The 20,396-nt window shown below is 44.5% G+C and carries 17 protein-coding genes; 8 read left to right on the top strand and 9 right to left on the bottom strand.

Annotation, left to right across the window (positions count from 1 at the left end; genetic code table 11):
- Positions 1-126: 126 nt before the first annotated feature.
- The 6 genes from PSBA01_RS00900 to PSBA01_RS00875 all read right to left on the bottom strand — a co-directional run bounded on the left by PSBA01_RS00900 (position 127) and on the right by PSBA01_RS00875 (position 8,131).
- Positions 127-1,089 carry a formate dehydrogenase accessory sulfurtransferase FdhD gene (locus PSBA01_RS00900; protein WP_071003567.1) on the bottom strand — a complete coding sequence of 321 codons (963 nt, stop codon included), beginning with the start codon at positions 1,087-1,089 and terminating at the stop codon, positions 127-129.
- Positions 1,090-1,179: 90 nt separating this feature from the next.
- Positions 1,180-3,510, bottom strand: coding sequence for an FdhF/YdeP family oxidoreductase (locus PSBA01_RS00895; RefSeq protein WP_186474780.1), 2,331 nt, complete (start codon positions 3,508-3,510; stop codon positions 1,180-1,182).
- A 190-nt stretch (positions 3,511-3,700) separates the two neighbouring features.
- Complete coding sequence (locus PSBA01_RS00890) at positions 3,701-4,495, bottom strand: ABC transporter ATP-binding protein (RefSeq protein WP_071001262.1); 795 nt, start codon at positions 4,493-4,495, stop codon at positions 3,701-3,703.
- 64 nt (positions 4,496-4,559) lie between these two features.
- Positions 4,560-5,459 (bottom strand): ABC transporter permease, encoded by a 900-nt coding sequence (locus PSBA01_RS00885; RefSeq protein WP_071001263.1) that lies wholly within the window; start codon positions 5,457-5,459, stop codon positions 4,560-4,562.
- Between the two features lie 442 nt (positions 5,460-5,901).
- Positions 5,902-6,933, bottom strand: a complete 1,032-nt coding sequence (locus PSBA01_RS00880; protein ID WP_186474779.1) for an ABC transporter substrate-binding protein — start codon at positions 6,931-6,933, stop codon at positions 5,902-5,904.
- 133 nt (positions 6,934-7,066) lie between these two features.
- Complete coding sequence (locus PSBA01_RS00875) at positions 7,067-8,131, bottom strand: ABC transporter substrate-binding protein (RefSeq protein ID WP_186474778.1); 1,065 nt, start codon at positions 8,129-8,131, stop codon at positions 7,067-7,069.
- Positions 8,132-8,868: 737 nt separating this feature from the next.
- Here PSBA01_RS00875 and PSBA01_RS00870 point away from each other — a divergent pair.
- Positions 8,869-9,279, top strand: coding sequence for a hypothetical protein (locus PSBA01_RS00870; RefSeq protein ID WP_071001267.1), 411 nt, complete (start codon positions 8,869-8,871; stop codon positions 9,277-9,279).
- Between the two features lie 107 nt (positions 9,280-9,386).
- On the opposite strand, the gene metG is transcribed toward PSBA01_RS00870, so the two are convergent.
- Positions 9,387-11,486, bottom strand: a complete 2,100-nt coding sequence (gene metG, locus PSBA01_RS00865) for a methionine--tRNA ligase (RefSeq protein ID WP_167669380.1) — start codon at positions 11,484-11,486, stop codon at positions 9,387-9,389.
- Positions 11,487-11,849: 363 nt separating this feature from the next.
- Positions 11,850-13,265: a GntP family permease gene (locus PSBA01_RS00860; RefSeq protein WP_186474777.1), complete on the bottom strand. Its 1,416-nt coding sequence runs from the start codon at positions 13,263-13,265 to the stop codon at positions 11,850-11,852.
- Between the two features lie 356 nt (positions 13,266-13,621).
- On the opposite strand from PSBA01_RS00860, the gene PSBA01_RS00855 reads away from it, so the two are divergent.
- From PSBA01_RS00855 to dcd, 7 genes are all read left to right on the top strand, one after another.
- Positions 13,622-14,335 (top strand): CoA transferase subunit A, encoded by a 714-nt coding sequence (locus tag PSBA01_RS00855; RefSeq protein ID WP_186474776.1) that lies wholly within the window; start codon positions 13,622-13,624, stop codon positions 14,333-14,335.
- Between the two features lie 141 nt (positions 14,336-14,476).
- Positions 14,477-15,106 carry a 3-oxoacid CoA-transferase subunit B gene (locus tag PSBA01_RS00850; RefSeq protein ID WP_058024143.1) on the top strand — a complete coding sequence of 210 codons (630 nt, stop codon included), beginning with the start codon at positions 14,477-14,479 and terminating at the stop codon, positions 15,104-15,106.
- Between the two features lie 42 nt (positions 15,107-15,148).
- Positions 15,149-15,949, top strand: a complete 801-nt coding sequence (locus PSBA01_RS00845) for a 3-hydroxybutyrate dehydrogenase (protein WP_186474775.1) — start codon at positions 15,149-15,151, stop codon at positions 15,947-15,949.
- 209 nt (positions 15,950-16,158) lie between these two features.
- The gene (gene apbC / locus PSBA01_RS00840) at positions 16,159-17,391 is read left to right on the top strand and encodes an iron-sulfur cluster carrier protein ApbC (protein WP_186474774.1); all 1,233 of its coding nucleotides are present in this window, start codon (positions 16,159-16,161) and stop codon (positions 17,389-17,391) included.
- Between the two features lie 93 nt (positions 17,392-17,484).
- Positions 17,485-17,910, top strand: a complete 426-nt coding sequence (locus tag PSBA01_RS00835; RefSeq protein WP_058024140.1) for a hypothetical protein — start codon at positions 17,485-17,487, stop codon at positions 17,908-17,910.
- 27 nt (positions 17,911-17,937) lie between these two features.
- Positions 17,938-19,059: a DUF2804 domain-containing protein gene (locus PSBA01_RS00830; protein WP_186474773.1), complete on the top strand. Its 1,122-nt coding sequence runs from the start codon at positions 17,938-17,940 to the stop codon at positions 19,057-19,059.
- Between the two features lie 112 nt (positions 19,060-19,171).
- A complete protein-coding gene (dcd, locus tag PSBA01_RS00825) occupies positions 19,172-19,747 on the top strand; it encodes a dCTP deaminase (protein WP_186474772.1) in 576 nt (191 codons plus the stop codon).
- Positions 19,748-19,851: 104 nt separating this feature from the next.
- Here dcd and PSBA01_RS00820 read toward each other — a convergent pair whose 3' ends face one another.
- Entirely contained in the window at positions 19,852-20,286 is a 435-nt protein-coding gene (locus PSBA01_RS00820) for a ClpXP protease specificity-enhancing factor (protein ID WP_186474771.1), read from the bottom strand.
- Positions 20,287-20,396: the final 110 nt, after the last annotated feature.

Genomic DNA, 20,396 nt, shown 5'->3' with positions numbered 1-20,396 from the left:
TTGTGAGGGTATCAATAAGGCTAACATATTGAATGGTGGCAGTATTAAATGATCAATGTGAGGGTATCAAAGTAAACGAATCGATGATAACGACAGGATTTAGAAAATGTGGTTAGGCAATACTCATCAAATGCCAGTGTAGTAGGTGACTCTATTGTCACGCAAAAACCCAGCCAGTCCCAAACCATAGCGCTGGGCGACCCGTACGGCCGTACTGGTGGGCGCAGACATGCCAACGAGCCAAGGGATACGCCCCCGAATCGATTTTTGTACCAACTCAATCGATAATCGTGAGGTCATGAGTACGCAATCAACCTCTACTTTTTGTCGCAGTTGCCAACCGATTAATTTGTCGAGTGCATTGTGACGGCCTACGTCCTCAAACAAGTACAACTGCTGATTGTATATCGTCGCTGCTGCATGCACAGCTCCTGTCAGTTGGTGTGTATGCTGTGTGGCATCTACTTGCTGACGTAGTACTAATAGATACTCAAGGCTTGGCACGGTTGCCTTAGAACCATGTATGTTTGCTTGTGAGTAGTGGCTCAAGTCGGGCAATGCCTGTGTCAGCCCCGTGATGCCGCACATACCGCAGCCTGTACGCCCTGCCAGTTGGCGCTTTTGGGCTTGGATGCGCTGATGGCAGCGTTGGTTTAGCACCAGCTCTACGATATAGATATCATAATCTTGAAATTGCTCTAAGCGTTGCTCAATGGAGGCGAATTCAAGATCCCCATCGTTTAAGGATTGAGCAAACTTTTGGTAGCTGGCAATATCTGTAAGATGTGTCACTTCCCAATCAAGTAACTCATGACTGTGCTGAATCAAGCCCTCGCTAAATAAGAACCCAACAGCCAAATACTCTAGTTGGTAAGGGCTGGCCATCAGTACCGCATAATGAATCCCATTAATAACGATTGATACCGCTGCCTCTACTGCCAAACTGGTGGTTTGAGACTCAATACAGCTTTGAGGTATATCGGCTCCATGAGCCTTGTCCGATGGATAATGATGCTTCTGCGCTAAATGTTTGCGAGCGAGCATTGTCTCGGCTGCGCTATTATCATTATCCTCAGATATCTCAGTCATAATCACTCTAGTTTCAGTTGTCTCTGCCATCATAGCCATTTTGCTAGAGGACTCACTTTGCTCAAAATTACTTTCAGTGATCATTACCACTTATACAGGTTCGGCTGTCTGAACACTTGTATTCACACGCTCTAAGATCACGGTCGTCGATTTGTATGCTGGGATATGAGAGTCTGGCGCATGGGTATCCAAATCAAACAGGTCGTTACATTCAGGATAATAGGCGGCGACGGCATTGGCGGCGATATCCATCTCAGTCAATATGAGAGGCCCTAGTACGCGCGGCTTGTTTTTATGCGCTGTGTGGCTTGAGCTGCTGGCGTGCCGCGATACCATCACCTGATCTCCTTTTTGCCAGCCTAGGCGGCTGATTTCATCTGGATGCATGAATAGCACATCTCGGCGGTTGGTCTGGCGATAGCGGTCTTTGAATCCAAATATCATCGTATTGAACTGGTCATGACTACGAACGCTGGTCAGTTGCCAAACCTTTTGCGTTGTGTCCTCATGATCAATGTCATGTGTGTCCGCCATTTGGGCTGCAACGTACGTAATGGGGTAATGCGGTACTTCAAACTGAGCTTTGCCACTCTCGGTATTCCATACACGATGGCGCGCTGCATGATACAAATGAAACCCGCGCTCATTGGTACGAATGCGCTGATTGAAGTTTTCAAAACCGTTAATAGCTTGGGCGATATAGTCTCGAATGAGATCAAAATCTTCGCTCATTGCAAGCCAAGGAATAGAGGAGTCAGCACCAAGTACATGTGTCGCAAGCTCCGCTATAATCTTTGCCTCAGACTTTAAGTTATCACTCACAGGTTTAAGCTTACCTTGGGTTGGAACTATCTGACACATTGAATCTTCAATCGTTGCAAACTGCTCACCTTTTGTTGTCAGGATACGCTCAGTACGACCCAGACAAGGCAGAATGACGTTGTTTGCTCCTGGGTATAGCATGGTTTCATTGAGCTTGGTACCGACAAATACATTGAGCTGAGTGGTGGTTAATGCTTGTTGAATAGCGCTCGTATCAGGGGCTGCCACAGCATAATTACCGCCCATACCCATAAACACTTTTAAGTCACCTTCGATAAGCGCTTTGGCGCCTGTGACGACATCATAGCCATGCTCTTTTGGCATAGGACGCTCAAAGACGCGCTCTAGACTGTCCAGTAAGGTTTTACTCGGGCGTTCATGGATACCCATGGTACGATCGCCCTGAACATTGGAGTGACCACGAACAGGGGAGGCGCCCGCACCATCAATACCAATCATACCCATCAATAATAATAGATTGGTAATCATCGCAACATTGTCATCGCCTTGCACATGCTGGGTGATACCCATGCCCCAAGTACAAATGGTCGCTGAACTATCAGCAACTAGCTTAGCGAGATTGACAATATCTATTTGAGGAATACCGCAGCCAAGCGTGATGTCTTCCCAAGTTTGCGCTGTTAGCCATTGTTTTAGCGGTTCAAAACCTGCGGTATGAGTAGTGATAAAGTCATGGTTGATTCTATCATTTTCAATCAGCCATTTAGCAATGCCCGTCAATAGCGCGGTATCACCGCCGATTTGAATTTGAATGACATCATCGACCATATCATCACTTTGACCTGCGGCCATATGCATTGGTTTTTGCGGATTTCTAAATCTACTCAAGCCTTGCTCGCGCATCGGATTAATCGAGATGATTCGGCATCCTTGCTCATGTGCATGGGCAAGCATCTCCAGCATTCGTGGATGGTTAGTCGCTGGGTTTTGCCCAAACATCAATATCAGTTTGGCTTGCTCAAAATCCTCTAGCATGACTGTCGCTTTGCCGACGCCTAGCTGTTTACCGAGCATCACTGAGGTCGGCTCATGGCACATGTTCGAGCAGTCAGGCAGGTTGTTGGTGCCAAAGCTGCGAACAAACAGCTGATACATAAAGGCCGGCTCGTTGGTCACGCGCCCTGAAGTATAAAATAGTGCTTCATTGGGTGAATCAAGCTTTCCAAGCTGCTCAGTGATTAAGCCATAAGCCGCTTCCCAAGGAATAGGGACGTAGCGATCTTGCGCGGCATCATAGTACATCGGTTCTGACAAACGCCCGCTATGCTCAAGTTCGTAGCCAGACCATCTTTGTAACTCGGTCACGGTATGCCTTGCAAAAAATTGTGCATCTGCCTTTTTCGTCATGGTTTCGCTGGCGATGACTTTGATGCCGTTTTCGCAGACGTCGATGCGCTTATGTGACTTATGGTCTGGCCACGCGCAGCCTGGGCAGTCAAATCCGCCTTGAGGTTGATTGCTTTTTAGGACGCTGACACTACCGCGTAAAAAGGTTTGATAATCCATCAGTTTGCGTGTCGAGGAGATCAGCGCAGGCCAACCTGCAGCAGGGTGGGAGTAAACAGGAATTTTGCGCATGACAGACCTCATCGATAAATGGCGGCATAATGGTGGTATCTCATCACTATATAATGCCCGCTGTACCGTGTGTAGCAGTAGTAACCATAGATAACAAAAAACCTTCAAGAAACATCAATTTTCTTGAAGGTTTTAGAAGCAATTAGAAACAGTAATGTCTGCTTTTTGAGAGTCAATAAGTTGAGACAGTCTAGCTCAAAATTAAGCTATCGTCTTCAACCTTTTCGCCGCGTGTTTGCTCGAACATATCTAACAAATCGTGTACGGTCATGCCGCGACGAATGTCTCCAGACACGTCCAAGACCACTTGCCCTTGGTGTAGCATCACGGTGCGCGTACCATGTGCCAATGCTTGTTGCATAGAGTGGGTCACCATCATGGTGGTGAGCTTATTGTCTGTGACAATTTTATCTGTCAATTCTAAAACAAAGGCGGCAGTTTTTGGATCAAGGGCAGCAGTATGCTCATCGAGCAATAAAATCTTAGAGGGCTGTAGCGATGCCATCAGCAGGCTCACCGCTTGACGTTGACCACCAGAGAGTAGACCCATACGGTCTGTCAGGCGATTTTCTAGTCCCAGTTTTAACACAGACAGTTTTTCACGGAACAAGTCACGGTTGTTTTGATTTAGTGCAAACTTCAAACCGCGCTTGCCGCCACGTTTATAGGCCAAGGCCATGTTTTCTTCAATGGTCAGCGCTTCACAAGTACCTGCCATCGGATCCTGAAAAACACGCGCGACCCAGTGTGCACGTTGATGGGCGGATTTTTTGGTGACATCAATGCCATTTAGCAGGATTGAACCACTATCGACGCGCGTGGTACCGCTGACTGCGTTCAAAAAAGTCGATTTACCTGCACCATTGGTACCAATAACAGTGACGAACTCACCATCAGCGATATTCAAACTAATACCACGTAGGGCAGGGTTTTCGATAGGTGTGCCTGGATTAAAGGTCAACTGTAAATCGGTGGCTTGCATCATAATCGTTATTCCTTATTATCTCTTCGGGCAAAGCAAGTGCTGTTGGTACTTGCTTAAACTGTCATTAGGCGCGAACTTTGCGTGATAAAAACTTCGTTTTCGCTTTTGGTAAGACCAACGCCAATACCACGAGTAATGCTGTGATTAAGTTCAAATCTTGCGGGCCAAAGCCGATACTACGCAGCGTATCGCTCGATAGTGCGACCTGAATAAACAGCTTGTACAATACTGCACCGACCACAACCGCAAAGGTAATTAACCAAATACGCTTGGCAGGAATGATGGTCTCACCAATGATGACTGCTGCTAGACCGATGACGATGGTGCCGATACCAATAGAAATATCAGCGCCGCCTTGGGTCTGGACAAATAGCGCACCTGCCAAGGCAATCAAGCCGTTAGAGATCGCCATACCGATGATGGTCATCCATGAGGTATTAATACCTTGCGCTTGTGCCATTCTCAAGTTTGAGCCAGTAGCACGCATTGATAAACCAGTTTCGGTACTATAAAACCAGTTTAAAAATAACATGGCAATCGCCACGACCACACCGATAATCAGACAGCGCATCCAATAACCATTGCCATTAGTCACTAAGGTACTAAATACCGTCGTTTCACCAAGTAGCGGTAGGTTTGGGGCGCCCATGATGCGTAGGTTGACAGAATATAGGGCAACCATCACTAAGATACTGGCAAGCAATTGTAGGATGCCAAGTTTGACATGCAGCCATGCAGTAACGATACCAGCGATTGAGCCTGCTAGCATACCAAAAGCACAGGCGAGCCACGGATTGACACCCGCAACGATAGAGATGCCAGCGACCGCGCCGCCCAGCGGAAAGCTACCGTCAGCCGTCAAGTCAGGAAAGTCAAGCGTACGAAATGAGATCAGCACACCAAGTGCGACGAGGCCATAGATCAGACCACTTTCAAGCGCACCAAAAAAAGCAATTAAAGACATAAGAGATCAGTAAGTCATAACTCAGTGTCTAGCGTATGGAACCAAGATAAGTGAGTGGCAAGCGCCAAAACCCTCTAAATGCTAAACAGCTAAGCGGTGAATTTAACAGATTAAGCAATCTGCGGTTAGGGTAAACCAAAACAGGTCACGATTAACAACGTTCATAAGTTACCTTGGTTTAAAGCGCTGATTCAAGCAACGGCAATATCCAATACAGCAAAAATGTATTTTACTTAACAAGTATCAGATAAGCCATAAGCTAACTACAGCAATATATGAAACAAGCTATTTAAACAGGTTCTGCTGAAACAAGAAGCCCAGCCTACTGACTCATAGCTGGGTTTCTTGTCAAACATTTAGCATGACAGCACAAAAGCGCAATCACTGATTCATATTATGATTTTGCTCATGGCTGCTATGGTAAGCCAAATACAAAGGTGCGTTATTCTACCACTTCTTTTGCTTTATCGATAACTGCTTGTGACAAAGTAATACCTTCTTCTTCAGCATGTTTTGGGCTGACATACAGGTTAAGCGCTTGTGGGGTATAAACAGGAATAGCGCCTGCTTTTTCACCGTTCAAGATACGAACAACGATCTTACCCGTTTCACGGCCAAGCTCATAATAATCTACGCCTAATGCTGCAACCGCACCGCGCTCAACTGAGCTGGTATCTGAGGCGATCAGTGGAATCTTGCTTTCTTTGGCGATTTGATAGAGTGACTCGTAAGCGGATACCACGTTATTGTCTGTTGAGGTGTAGATCATATCGACCTTACCTTCTAGGCTGCGTGCTGCCATTGCGATGTCATTACTGCGCTGTGCTGGTGCTTCAAGCACGTTAATGCCTTGAGGGGTCAGTTTTTCTTTGAGGTTTTGTAAGATAATCGTTGAGTTGACTTCACCTGGACTATAGACATAACCGACATTTTTTAGTTCAGGAATGACTTGGCGCATCAATTCAATTTGCGGCTCATATGGTAGGGCATCTGATGCGCCTGTCACGTTGGTGCCAGAACCATCTAGCTTAGGTACCAGTTTGGCTGCTACTGGATCGGTAACCGCAGAGAATACCAGTGGAATGCTACTCGTTGAGGCGGCCACAGACTGTGCAGATGGGGTAGCAATCGCTACGATCACATCTGGATCATCAGCGACGAACTGTTTGGCAATCTGTCCGGCTGTCGCAGTGTTACCTTGTGCGCTTTGGAAGTTGACGGTTAGGTTTTCACCGTCTTTGAATCCTGCTTCGTTTAACTCATCGATCACGCCTTTGCGTACATCATCAAGTGCTGGATGCTCAACGATAGCAGTGATAGCAACAGTTTTCATTTCGGTGGCAGTATCGCCAGTAGCCGTAGTATCAGTCGTGCTAGTATCTTGGGCTGATTGATTACAACCCGTTAAGATAGCAGTGCATACACCGCCTAGTAGTAACGCTTTGCCAAAATTAAAACGATTTTGATACAACATGGTTCTGACTCCTAAAAGTAATAATGTGTCCGTACATTATTTAATAGATGGGTAAAAGGGTAAAACGAGCCACTTATGATGGCTACAGGGTATTTTTCAGTATTACTATTCAGCACTATTTATTTTATTCGTGCTATTTGTTATCAGTGCTTTGCGCTTGTTCATCAACATTGATGCCATTTTTTAGCAACTCTGCTGGCAAACTAACACCTTGCGTTTTGGCATGCTTAGGGCTGATATATAAGGTTAGATCGTTCATGACGGCAGGTTCAATGGTATTGATCGCCTCGCCATTTAATACGCGATATACCATTTTGCCAGTGGTACGACCAAAGTCATAATCATTAACGCCAAGAGCAGCTGCCGCGCCGCGCTTCACACTAAACTCATCAGACGCGACAATAGGGAGTTTCAACTCGTTTGCTGCTTGAGTCATGGCCTCAAAAGCAGAAGCAACATTATTGTCAAATGAGGTATAAATGATATCTGCGCGTCCTTGCAAGCTACGCGTTGCCATGCCGATATCGGTTGGACGATTGGCAGGGATGTCTAACAATGTCAGACCTCGTGCTGGTAGCGCTTGTTTTAGGCTATCACGCAATGACACTGAGTTTGCTTCGCCTGGGCTGTAAACGTAGCCGATCGTTTTCATCTCAGGCTTTATTTGTTGTAGTAAATCTAACTGCGGCTCTAGAGGTAGCTGACTCGATAATCCTGTCAAATTGCTTTGAAAAGGCTTGCCATCTTCATTGATAAGCTTAGCGCCTAGTGGGTCTGATACGGCCGTATAAATGATAGGAATAGTAGTGGTAGCCGCGACAATCGACTGGGCCGATGGCGTCGAGATAGCGACGATGGCGTCCGGATTGTCTCCTGCAAACTGCTTAGCAATCTGTCCTGCTGTCGCTGTATTGCCCTGTGCACTTTGGAAGTTGACCGTTAGGTTTTGGCCTTCGACATAACCATTGTCTGCCAGCTCATCAATAATACCGCGGCGCATGTCATCCAATGATGGATGCTCAACGATTTGGGTAATCGCAATAGATTTGGCAGGTTTTTCTGCATCTGCAGCAGAGCTATTTTCAGTAGTGGCGGCTGTGTCAGTAGAGGAGTTCGAGCAGCCTATCAGGCCAAGTGTGCTAATGGCACTAAGAGCAACGCCATATAGGCTTAAGCGTAGAGTAGAAGCAATAGTCATTATTAGGATAACTCATAGGTTATATCAATCATAAAAACCAAGCGAGGACTGTCAGATTGATCAAGCCTACTAATAGCAATGCTCAAAGAATCTGTTTGGTTCTCTTTGGTTCTAAAAAAGATATTGGAGAATGCAGATTAGCCGAGTCAATACTACGTCTACGTCAACATAGCAGGCTAACCATTAAATAAAGTAATCGTTCCGTCGATTATTATGTTCATATTATGACAGCAATGTAAGTTATCGCAATAAAAAATTAAAGCGCATTCGTCATAGGCGTACTTAGTAAGACTATTAGGCATTGTCGTAACCACTGTCATAAGTGTGGTTTTGAGTATTTAACCATAAGAATTAGCCTCTTAAGGCATTGTCTTATCCAATAAACTGATAGTCAAAAAGCATACAAGCTAGCAACGCATCTATTACCAATCCACTTCATAATTAACGTAAGCTAATGTTTATATAAAAATTTTTTATATGAGAAGTAGGGTGCGTCCAAAATCCATATCATTATTATGTTGACGTGTTGAATATATAGTAAAGCCCAAATAAAACTGATATATCATCATAAACACACTCGATTAAATACTATTTTCCTTGCTTGCTGTGACTTCGTCTCCAGAGGCTGCGAAAAATAGCCTTTAATCTCGTTGTGTCATTTTTAAATTGACTTGACTATACAACGCATTCAAATATCTCATTACTATTATTCAAACGCATATTTTAAGGATAACATTATGAATACAGCTAATTTAAAGTTATTGACCATCGCTGGCATTACGGCAAGCTCATTGATTTGCCTGCCTGCTATGGCAAAAGACAATCATGGTAATGGGCACGGTCATGGAAATGGCAAGGGTAACTCTGCTCACATTAGTAAAGATTACAACCATAACAATTATCAAAATAATGGCAATGCCCACCCTAATATTAATGCGTATCGCAATGCTAGCCCTAACGCGTCATTCAAGCGTGACCTTGATAAATACGGTTATAGAGTAGTCGGCAAGATTGATAGAAGGGATTATGATCGTTCTGTTATTTTAGATCGTTATGATGACCGTTACGTACGTATCCGTACGCCAGACAATAAGATTGTGACAGTAATTAATAACACGTTGGAAATTATTGATGTTTTGAGTAGATAACAGCGCACTTTAATCTTTTAAGTCAGCCATAAAAAAACGGTCTATTTAGACCGTTTTTTTCGTTCTTTCTTTAATTATCACTTACACCACTACTTAAGTTAATATTTTTATGCGAGTACATCACCAATGACACAGTTATCAGGTAGCGTAACGACCGTTAGCTGAGTTTTTGGATCGCCTGATGACAAAATCATGCCCTCAGAGATACCAAATTTCATCTTTCGCGGGGCAAGGTTGGTCACGCAAATGACTTTCTTACCCGTCAGTTGCTCAGGCTCATAGAACTTACGAATGCCGCTAAACACGTTACGTGGCTTTTCTTCACCAACATCTAGTGTGAACTGTAGCAGCTTGTCCGCGCCTTCTACGTGATTGCACTCAAGCACTTTAGCGACTTTCATCTCAACCTTAGCAAAGTCTTCAATACCAATATAATCCGTTTGCTCGGCAACAGTATTAGCGTCTATTGCAGGTGATTTGTCTTTTGCGGCAGGCTTGTTATTTTCGGTCACAGCAGGCGCATCAGCTTGAGCTAATGATGCTTTAGAATCTTCTACCATGGCTTCAATATCTTTTTCTTCGATACGTTGCATCAGTGGCTTGAATTTATTGATTTTATGGCCTAATAACCACTCATTACGACTGGCAAAGCTTAAATCGTCAATATTCAAAAACTCTTTCGCATTTGCTGTCAGCTCAGGCAATACTGGTGCCAGATAGACCATCAACTGACGGAAAATGTTGATAGCGACCGAGCAGACGTCTTGAACTTCTTGCTCAGTGCCTTCCAATTTCGCGAGCGACCATGGTTTTTTGGCATCGATATATTCGTTGGCTTTATCCGCACACTGCATGATGAGGCGCATAGCACGTGAGAATTCACGATTCTCGTAAGCAGCAGCAATCTCATCGCCCGTTTTGGTAATGTCTTCTAATAGGCGCGGTTCAGCGCAAGTCTCAGACAGTATACCGTCGTACTTTTTAACCAAGAATCCTGCACTACGACTAGCGATATTGACCACTTTACCCACCAAGTCAGAGTTGACCTTTTGCATAAAGTCTTCTAAATCAAGGTTGATATCTTCGACTTTGTCAGACAGTTTGCTGGCGAAGTAATAACGTAAGTATTCAGGGTGTAAATGCTCAGCATACGTCTCGGCCTTGATGAAAGTGCCGCGTGACTTACTCATTTTTTCGCCATTGACCATCAAGAAGCCATGGGCAAAGACGCCCGTTGGCGTGCGCAATTCGCTACCGGCTAGCATGGCTGGCCAAAACAGTGCATGGAAATACACGATGTCTTTACCGATGAAGTGATAAACTTCGGTTTTGTGCTCGTTTTCTTGTGCCCAGTAGCGGTCAAAATCAAGCGCTTGCTCTGTTCCCGCACGCTTATCACATAGGTTTTTAAAGCTTGCCATGTAGCCAACTGGCGCATCAAGCCAGACATAAAAATATTTGTCTGGCTCATCGCTTGGGGTGTCTGGAATTTGAAAACCGAAGTAGGGCGCATCGCGCGAGATATCCCAGCTAGTAAGTCCTGCCTCAAACCATTCTTGCAATTTATTAGCCACTGAGGTTTGCAAGCGATTGTCACTGCGCGTCCAGTCCTGTAAGAACTGCTCAAACTCTGGCAAGTCAAAGAAATAATGCTTAGAAGTTTTAAGCACAGGCGTGGCATCCGATAACGTTGAGCGCGGGTTTTTCAGCTCAGTGGCATCATAAGTGGTGCCGCATACTTCGCAGTTATCACCATATTGATCTGGTGAATCGCACTCAGGGCAAGTGCCTTTGACAAAACGATCGGCTAAAAACAATTGCTTTTCAGGATCAAATAGCTGCTCGACATCTTTTGTGCTGATATGACCAGCCTCATTGAGACGACGATAAATCAGCTCAGAGAACTGTTTGTTTTCTTCTGAATGAGTGCTGTGGTAGTTATCAAAATTGATCAGGAACTTTGAAAAATCTGCTTCGTGTGAGGCTTTGACTGAGGCAATTTGCTCCTCTGGCGTGACGCCATTGGCTTCTGCTTTGAGCATGATGGCTGTACCGTGCGCGTCATCGGCACAGACATAAGTGACCTGATGGCCTTGCGCCTTCATCGCACGTACCCAGATGTCTGTCTGAATATATTCTACAAGATGCCCCAAATGGATGTCGCCATTGGCGTAGGGCAGCGCACTGGTTACTAAAATCTCACGCACTTTTATCACCTATATTTTTGTATAAATGGGTTAGTTATCGAACATCTTAAGCGGCTCATCGCTCATCGATGCGACATCGTTAATGCTAAAAACTTCTAAAAATAATAAAAAATCAAAAAGTGTGCCTATGATACCGTAATTCAGATAATTTTGTGATATTCCTTGGTAATTACTTCTCATTTGGCAAGCATTTATTAGCCATGAACGATAGGTTCACACCGCATGTTGATGGTCATAAACCAGCCATAAAAAACCCACCAAGCAGTGTGCTAAGTGGGTTTTTTATTTATCCATTATTCACTTAGATACCAGTAGTCAATAATAAATGGCTAAGTGACTAAATGATTAAATGACTAAGCTAGCTTAGAATGAACCAAACATCGTCCCTAAGATAATCACAGCAACCACAGCGACCAATGGAATGACCATCGTCACCATCGCCAAGTTCAAATAAGACTGTTTATGGGTCAAACCACAAATCGCTAGCAAGGTAATGACAGCGCCACTGTGTGGAAGCGTATCAAGACCACCTGCCGCCATAACGGCTACGCGGTGCATTAACTCAGGGTCGATACCCGCATTGACGGCCATTCTTAGATAGTCTTCACCCAAGGTCGACAGCGCAATACTCAAACCACCAGACGATGAGCCTGTGATACCAGCAAGCGTGGTCATCGCGACGGCTTCTGAGATCAGAGGGTTGTCAGGGGTAAGGTTTAAAATGCTATCACGAATGATAAGGAAGCCTGCTAATGATGCGATAACTGCGCCATAACCCACTTCTGATGCAGTATTAAAAATCGGCAGCATCGAGTCATAAGTACCACGGTTGATGGTTTTTTGTAGGTTATTCCAATGTCCGATGCGGAGCAGAATTAACACCACACAAGCGACGACCAACGAGATAATAATTGACCATAACCCGAGCGATCCATCTATATTTAAATCGGGAAACTGAGTTTTTAGGCTACTGAAATCTATCGATGGGAAAACCACATAGGTCAATATAGCGTTCAAGCCAATGACCAATATCAGCGGAATCATGGCAACGGTGAATGAAGTGTGATGAGTGTTTAATATATCAGCTTTTTTTGCAGCCGCTCCAACGCCGCCTACATCCTCTTCATCATGCTGACCATAACCTTCCCCCGCTGCATTTGCTTTGTTGGCACGTGACTGAAGCCACAACCAACCACCAATAAACATGATCGTACCGCCAATGATACCCAAAATAGGCGCGGCAAATACGTTGGTGTTGTAGTAAGGAATTGGAATAGCGTTTTGGATGGCTGGCGTGCCTGGCAGTGCAGTCATTGTAAAGGTAAATGACCCTAGGGAAATCGCTGCTGGAATCAAACGTTTTGGAATATCGGCTGCTCTGAACAAGTCCTTGGCGATTGGATAAATAGCAAAAGCCACCACAAACAGTGATACCCCGCCATAGGTCAAAATAGCACAGACCAAAATCACCGCAAGAATGGCCTTGCTGGCACCGAGCTTTTCGACGACGGTATTGGCAATCGCGGTTGCCGCACCAGAGTCGGCCATCAAACGCCCAAACAATGCCCCTAGCAAGAATATAGGGAAGAATTTGAGTAAGAACCCACTTAACGCGCCCATAAAGACATCGGTATAAGCGGGGATGGTGTTTAAAAAATCACCTGATAGTAAGACTGCTAGCGTCGCCATAATCGGTGCTAAGATCAGCACAGAATAACCGCGATAAGCAAAAAACATGAGTAATAATAGGGTGATGACAATCGCAAATGTACTAAACATGATAGCCCTCCTTGGCAAAATTAAGACAGCGTGTATGTCGCGCTTATCGATGTAGGTCAATAAAATTAATCAAAATATGTAATTTTTGATTTCTTATCAAATATTAATCTTGGAATAATATGATATTGACTTGCCTCATACCTCGCTACTGTATTGTCTCATTCGTTCTTAGTGTTATTGTCTTCTCGCTGCGAGAATTATATGTTAAGTTAGCATAAGTATTTGATATATGATATATCGATATAAAATGTATTGATTTAAATTTAAACAGTCAATGCGCTATTGATTGGCACAATAAATAAATCATGATAGATAATGGACGTTAATAACAAAAACAGACTTGCAAGGAGATAAGTATGAGTCGCTCAAAAGTATACAACAGCGCCGAAGACGCACTAAATGGTGTTGTTAGTGATGGGCAAACACTCGCTATCGGTGGTTTTGGTCTATGCGGCATTCCAGAAGCATTGATCGAAGCACTACGTGATAGTGGCGTTAAAGAGTTGACCTGTATCAGCAACAACGCTGGCGTCGATGATTTTGGACTTGGTCTGCTACTACAGACCCGCCAAATCAAGAAAATGATTTCATCATATGTTGGTGAAAACAAAGAGTTCGAACGCCAGTACTTGGCAGGCGAGCTTGAGGTTGAGCTAACCCCGCAAGGTACATTGGCCGAAAAGCTACGCTCAGGTGGTGCGGGTATTCCTGCATTCTATACAGCGACTGGTGTGGGCACATTAGTTGCCGAAGGTAAAGAAACGCGTGATTTTGATGGTCGTACTTATGTGTTAGAGCATTCACTGCGTGCGGATGTGGCACTCATCAAAGCACAAAAGGCCGATAAAGCCGGTAACTTGATATTTAATAAGACCGCTCGCAACTTCAACCCAGACTGCGCAATGGCGGGAAAAATCACCATCGTCGAAGTCGAAGAAATCGTCGAGGCAGGCACGTTTGATCCAGATGAAGTGCATCTACCAGGTATTTTTGTGCAACGTATTGTATTGAATGCTAGCCCTGAAAAACGTATCGAAAAAACCACGACTAAAGCGGTAGAAGGCGCTTAGATAAAATCATGGTTGAGACTTATCGTCAGTTTTTAGATTGATAATAACTTAGATAGCTAATTGTTTAGATAGCTAATTGTTTAGATAACTAACGATTTAGATGAATAGCAATAGAATATCGTAAAAAATAAGGAAATCAGCATGGCATGGACAAGAGAACAAATGGCGCAGCGCGCGGCAAAAGAGCTACAAGACGGCTATTATGTCAACTTAGGCATTGGTCTACCAACGCTAGTCGCTAACTATATTCCTGAAGGCGTAGACGTATGGCTACAATCAGAGAACGGCTTGCTGGGTATTGGTGAGTTCCCAACCGAAGACGCCGTCGATGCAGACTTGATTAATGCGGGCAAGCAAACCGTGACCGCAGAAGCAGGGGCCAGTTATTTTAGTAGTTCTGAATCTTTTTCGATGATTCGTGGTGGTCATGTCAACTTGGCGATATTAGGCGCCATGGAAGTCTCAGAACAAGGTGACCTTGCTAACTGGATGATTCCTAAAAAAATGGTCAAAGGCATGGGCGGTGCGATGGATTTGGTCGCAGGCGTACAGCGTGTGATTGTATTGATGGAACAGGTCAATAAGCATGGCGATCCAAAAATCTTAGCCAACTGTGAGCTACCATTGACGGGTAAGGGCGTGGTTGATCGTATCATCACTGAGCTTGCCGTATTAGACGTTACTGACAGTGGCCTAAAATTGGTTGAATTAGCAGATGGTGTTAGCTTTGACGAGCTACAAGAAAAAACGCCAGTTAGCATTGCTCAATAGGATTTATCTCCTAATATTTATAGATCATAATAAGGAACCTATATGTCCACCCAATTACAGCAGGATTTGACAGGTAAAGTGGCATTAATCACTGGCTCTGCAAGTGGTATCGGTCGTGATATCGCTGAGACTTATGCAAAAGCAGGCGCTATGGTTGGTATTGCCGATATCAATCTGGCCGCCGCCCAGCAAACGGTTGATGCCATTGAAGCAGGTGGCGGGCGTGCTCTTGCGATTGCGATGGATGTGACCTCTGAAGATGCGGTAAACGAAGGTGTACAGAAATTGGTTGATACCTTTGGCGCTATTGATATTTTGGTGTCTAATGCTGGTATCCAGATTATCAATCCTATCCATAAAATGACGTTTGATGACTGGAAAAAAATGCTCGCTATTCACTTAGATGGCGCTTTTTTGACCACTAAAGCCGCGATTAAGCATATGTATAAAGGCAATAAGGGCGGCACGGTCATCTACATGGGCTCAGTACACTCGCATGAAGCGTCACTTTATAAAGCCCCTTACGTCACTGCCAAGCACGGCCTGCTAGGACTGTGCCGCGTATTAGCCAAAGAAGGCGCTGAGCATAATGTGCGCGCACATGTGATTTGTCCAGGATTTGTCAAAACGCCTTTGGTCGAAAAACAAATACCGCAGCAAGCAAGCGAGAAAGGTATTAGTGAAGAATCTGTCGTTAATGACATTATGCTAGTAAATACTGTCGATAAAGAGTTTACAACGGTAGAGGATATTGCTCAGTTGGCACTATTCTTAGCGGCGTTTCCCAGTAATGTGTTTACAGGACAATCTATCGTTGCCAGTCATGGCTGGTTTATGAATTAATAGACAGATATTGCGCCTATTATAATAGAACAAACCACAATGTCAGACCTACTAGCGTTGTGGTTTTTTTATGCGTCCAATTCAGCTACACTGTCACGATAAAAGGTTTGGCTAAAATGGTCACTGGTTTTATCGTTTGCTCAATAGGAGACGATATGAATTAAGCCATGTACCAAACTCATCCACTTGTATAGGCAATAATAATAGCTATGTTCAACTTTATGAAGAAAAAAACCACCAAAACCGAAACACCGCAGCAGCAGGCAGAACGTGATAGTGCCGTTGATAAAGTATTGCTTGGGTATGAGATAGGAACAGTCAGTATTGCGACGATGGTCACAGGACTTGAGCGTGACGGCGAGGCGCTGACGCTAGACTTGCGCCTGCCACAAGACAGCAACCCTGAAGCTGTCCAACAAGAGCTTGGCCAGTTGCTGCATCCGCATGGCATTACCACGATTCATATGAATGTGCGCCTGCCTGCTCCAGAAAAAGGGTCAGGTTCAAGCTTACCAAAGCAGATGCCAAAGACAACCAATGCGATGGAGTCCCAGCCTTCATCTGGCGTTAATAACAACGTGAGTAATGCCAATAACGCTAACGCTGAGCCGCCAATTACCAAAGCAGCACCTACGCAAGCTTCATTAGCCGCGCATCCTCGTATCCGCCATATTATTGTTGTGGCATCAGGTAAGGGCGGCGTTGGCAAATCAACGACGACTGTGAACATCGCACTGGCATTACAAAAGCTGGGTAACCGCGTGGGCGTGCTTGATGCGGATATATATGGCCCTAGTATGCCGACAATGCTAGGTGTTGCCGATGTGAAGCCGCAATTAGAAAACGAGCAGTTCGTTCCGGTTGATGCGCATGGAATAGCGATGCTCTCTATCGGCAGCTTGCTCGATGGCGATAATACGCCAGTGGCTTGGCGTGGTCCCAAAGCGACAGGTGCGCTGATGCAGCTTTATAATCAAACCAACTGGCCACAGCTAGATTACTTGGTGATTGACATGCCGCCAGGTACGGGCGATATACAGCTGACCTTAGCACAGCGTATCCCAGTGACAGGCGCTATCATCGTCACGACGCCGCAGCACGTTGCACTACTTGATGCGCAGAAAGGTATTGAGATGTTTAACAAAACCAGTATTCCTGTGCTTGGTGTTGTTGAAAACATGGCGCTGCACACTTGTAGTAACTGCAACCATACCGAAGCGATTTTTGGTACTGGCGGTGGTGAGATTATCGCTGAGCAGTATCAGGTGCCGCTATTAGGGCAACTACCACTTGCCAGTGGTATCCGCGCCCAAGTCGATAAAGGGGAGCCAAGTGTATTGGCTGATGATGAGTTTGCGAATTACTATATCAATATAGCCAAAAACATCGAGACTAATATTGATAAATTTGCTAAGCCTGTCGATGATAAACGTATATTTTAATCGTTTATGATGATTGTTTATCAATAACAAATTAGCCTAAGCAAATATAAAGTTAAAAGCATTTTTATTCTAACAAAGAAGCAAGGAAGCTTTGTGAGTGTATCTATTTATCAAAGTCATTTAGAGGCTGCGCCCAAGCAGTACACGTTACTAAAAATGCTGCGTCCGCCCGTGTATGAAATTGAGCTATCAAATAACCAACTGATTGGCGTTTGCTACTATAAAGATGGTAGTAGCAAGCGCTATCAAGTCAATGCAACCTTTAGTAATAGGCGAATGGTGATTGCCGATTTTTTGTCAGCAGTAGAGGCGATGGCGGCTTTATTGTTAAAGTTTCCTAAGCATCCTTTTGGGACAAATGGTTTTGCCGTAGCAAATGTGACGCAGGAGCTGGCCGATGGACTCACTGCAATAGAGGTCAAAGCCATTACAGAAGCCATTTGGGCCGCATCAAGGCAAGCAAAAAGAACAGTGATAAGTACCGAAGTAAGCTATCAAGGACAAGTGATTAGTCAGTAATAAATGCAAGACAAGGATGTCATAGCAATGCATGGACCTATTAAAAGCGACAAGGTAGATAATGTAGCTTACGCAAATATCATTTCTACCGATATAAAGCCACAAGCTATCGAACAGCTCATCCAAAATGGTCAGCCACAATTTGGGGTGTTCTCGCAAGTTAAACAAATCAATTATCTCGATTATTACAGTCCGTTAATCTCGCAAAAACCATTATCAAACTGGCGTAAAGACTTCAAGGCCAATCAATTCTGTTTTGTCCAAATCATCGAGCCGCCTTTTAGAGTATGTCTCGCACTGGCAACGATTAAGATTGCCACTAGTGCTTTTGTTTATGTTTACAATGAAAAGACTGCACAATTAGAGATTGGGGAAGCCTTGCAGCCAGTTACGCGCCGCAGTGAATTTAAAGGCGATCACTATCAAGGGCAGATGTCTTTTACCCATAGCAAGCTTAGCCTAACGCTAGGTTTTACCCCAGAGCAGGTAAGTTTAGAGCTTGATAGCCAATATCTAGCAGTCCATGCAAAATTAGAGCGTCAGCAGCAGCCGCTTGCGATATGTACGCCAACAGGCAGACGCGGTTGGACGTTTACCCAAAAAGAGCCGTTGAGCGCTGCTAGCGGCGAGATAATTATCAAAGCGGGTGCACAGATAACCGCTGATAGTCAGCAGCAAAAACTTGAATTGAGCAAGACAACAAAAGCCAATCTAGATTGGACACTGGGTTATATGCGTCATGAGACCAATTGGTTTTGGACTTGTATCAACAGCTACCTAGCAGATGGTCGACATTTTTTATTGAATCTCTCTATGGGTGTCAATGATACAGGTCTAAGTGAGAATGCTTGTTGGCTCGATGGCGATATTTTTTATCTGCCGCCTGTATTATTTGAGCGTAAAAATACGAATGACTCCTCTGCCAATACTTGGCACATTTATCATCGAAGCTTAGGCTGGAGTAGTGTCGATATCGATTTAACTTTCACGCCGATTAGAGTCTACAAAAAAACAGATAATTTCGGCGTTGTCGCCAGCATCTTTGAGCAGTGGCTAGGGGAATACAGCGGCGAGATACGCTTAGCTGGGCAAGTGCTACGCTTGGATAAGGTAATGGGACTAGCGGAAGATCACTTTGCAAAATGGTAATATCTGACTCAAGCTGAATAGCGAGTGGATACTTTTATCTCGCGTAAAACCTATAAATTGATGCCTCAACTGCGTATAATCATCGCTATTAAAAATTTGCTAAGGAATAACAATGTCTATTAAGTCTGACCGCTGGATTCGTAAAATGGCCGAAGAGCACGGCATGATCGAGCCATACGAGCCAGGTCAAGTGCGCTTCAATGATGCAGGCGAGCGTTTGGTGAGCTACGGTACCTCAAGCTACGGTTACGATGTACGCTGTGCGCCTGAATTCAAAGTCTTTACCAACGTCCATTCAGTCGTTGTTGATCCTAAAAACTTCGATGATAAAAGCTTTATCGATATCGTCGGTGATGAGTGTATCATTCCGCCAAACTCGTTTGCCTTAGCACGTACGATGGAATATTTCCGTATTCCACGCGACGTACTGACCATTTGCCTAGGCAAGTCGACTTACGCACGTTGCGGTATTATCGTCAACGTAACGCCGCTTGAGCCTGAATGGGAAGGTCATGTGACACTTGAATTTAGTAACACTACCAATCTACCAGCTCGTATTTATGCAGGTGAAGGCGTCGCGCAAATGCTGTTTTTCCAAAGCGATAGCGACGATGTCTGCGAGACCAGCTACAAGGATCGCGGCGGTAAATACCAAGGTCAGCGCGGCGTGACCTTGCCGAGAACCTAGTTAAAGATAAAGTCTCAAGTCTTTGAGCAGCCAACAAAAAAGCCAGTTATATCAAGTATGACTGGCTTTTTATTATGTGAAAAATAATCAGTTTGAATGGCTGATTACTTCAGCACTTTCAACCCTGCTTTGTTATCGCGTTTAGGTCTAGTCGCAGCTTTTGGTTTATTCGCTACCGCGCTAGCCTCTTCTTCAGGCTCATAGTTATCGTACTCGTTAGGATCAAAAAACATCCCTTGCGAGTTTTCTTTAGCATAGATGCCAAGTACCGCTTGCAAGGGTACCCAAATTTCTTGTGAGACGCCGCCGAAGCGCGCACTAAAATGAATATAGTCATTTTCCATACTCATATTGCCTGTAGCACGGCTGGCGATGTTTAATACGATACGACCATCTTGCACATGCTCGGTTGGTATCTGTACGTTATCAGCAGTAGCATCGACCATCAGATAAGGCGTCAAGGCGTTGTCTTCTATCCATTGATATAGTGCACGTACCATATAAGGACGGGTAGGTGTAATAGAGGTGGTTTCGCTCATCTAATGATTTCCTATACTAATAATGTTCAATAATGAAAAGATATTTTATTTAGCAAATTATCACACAATAAGTGCAAGTCAATTTCTGTTATATTGGTACTTATTCTAAG

Source organism: Psychrobacter sp. KCTC 72983, assembly GCF_014280455.1.
In the GTDB taxonomy this organism is placed as follows: Bacteria; Pseudomonadota; Gammaproteobacteria; order Pseudomonadales; family Moraxellaceae; genus Psychrobacter; species Psychrobacter pacificensis.
This window is presented reverse-complemented; position numbering and strand designations above follow the sequence as displayed.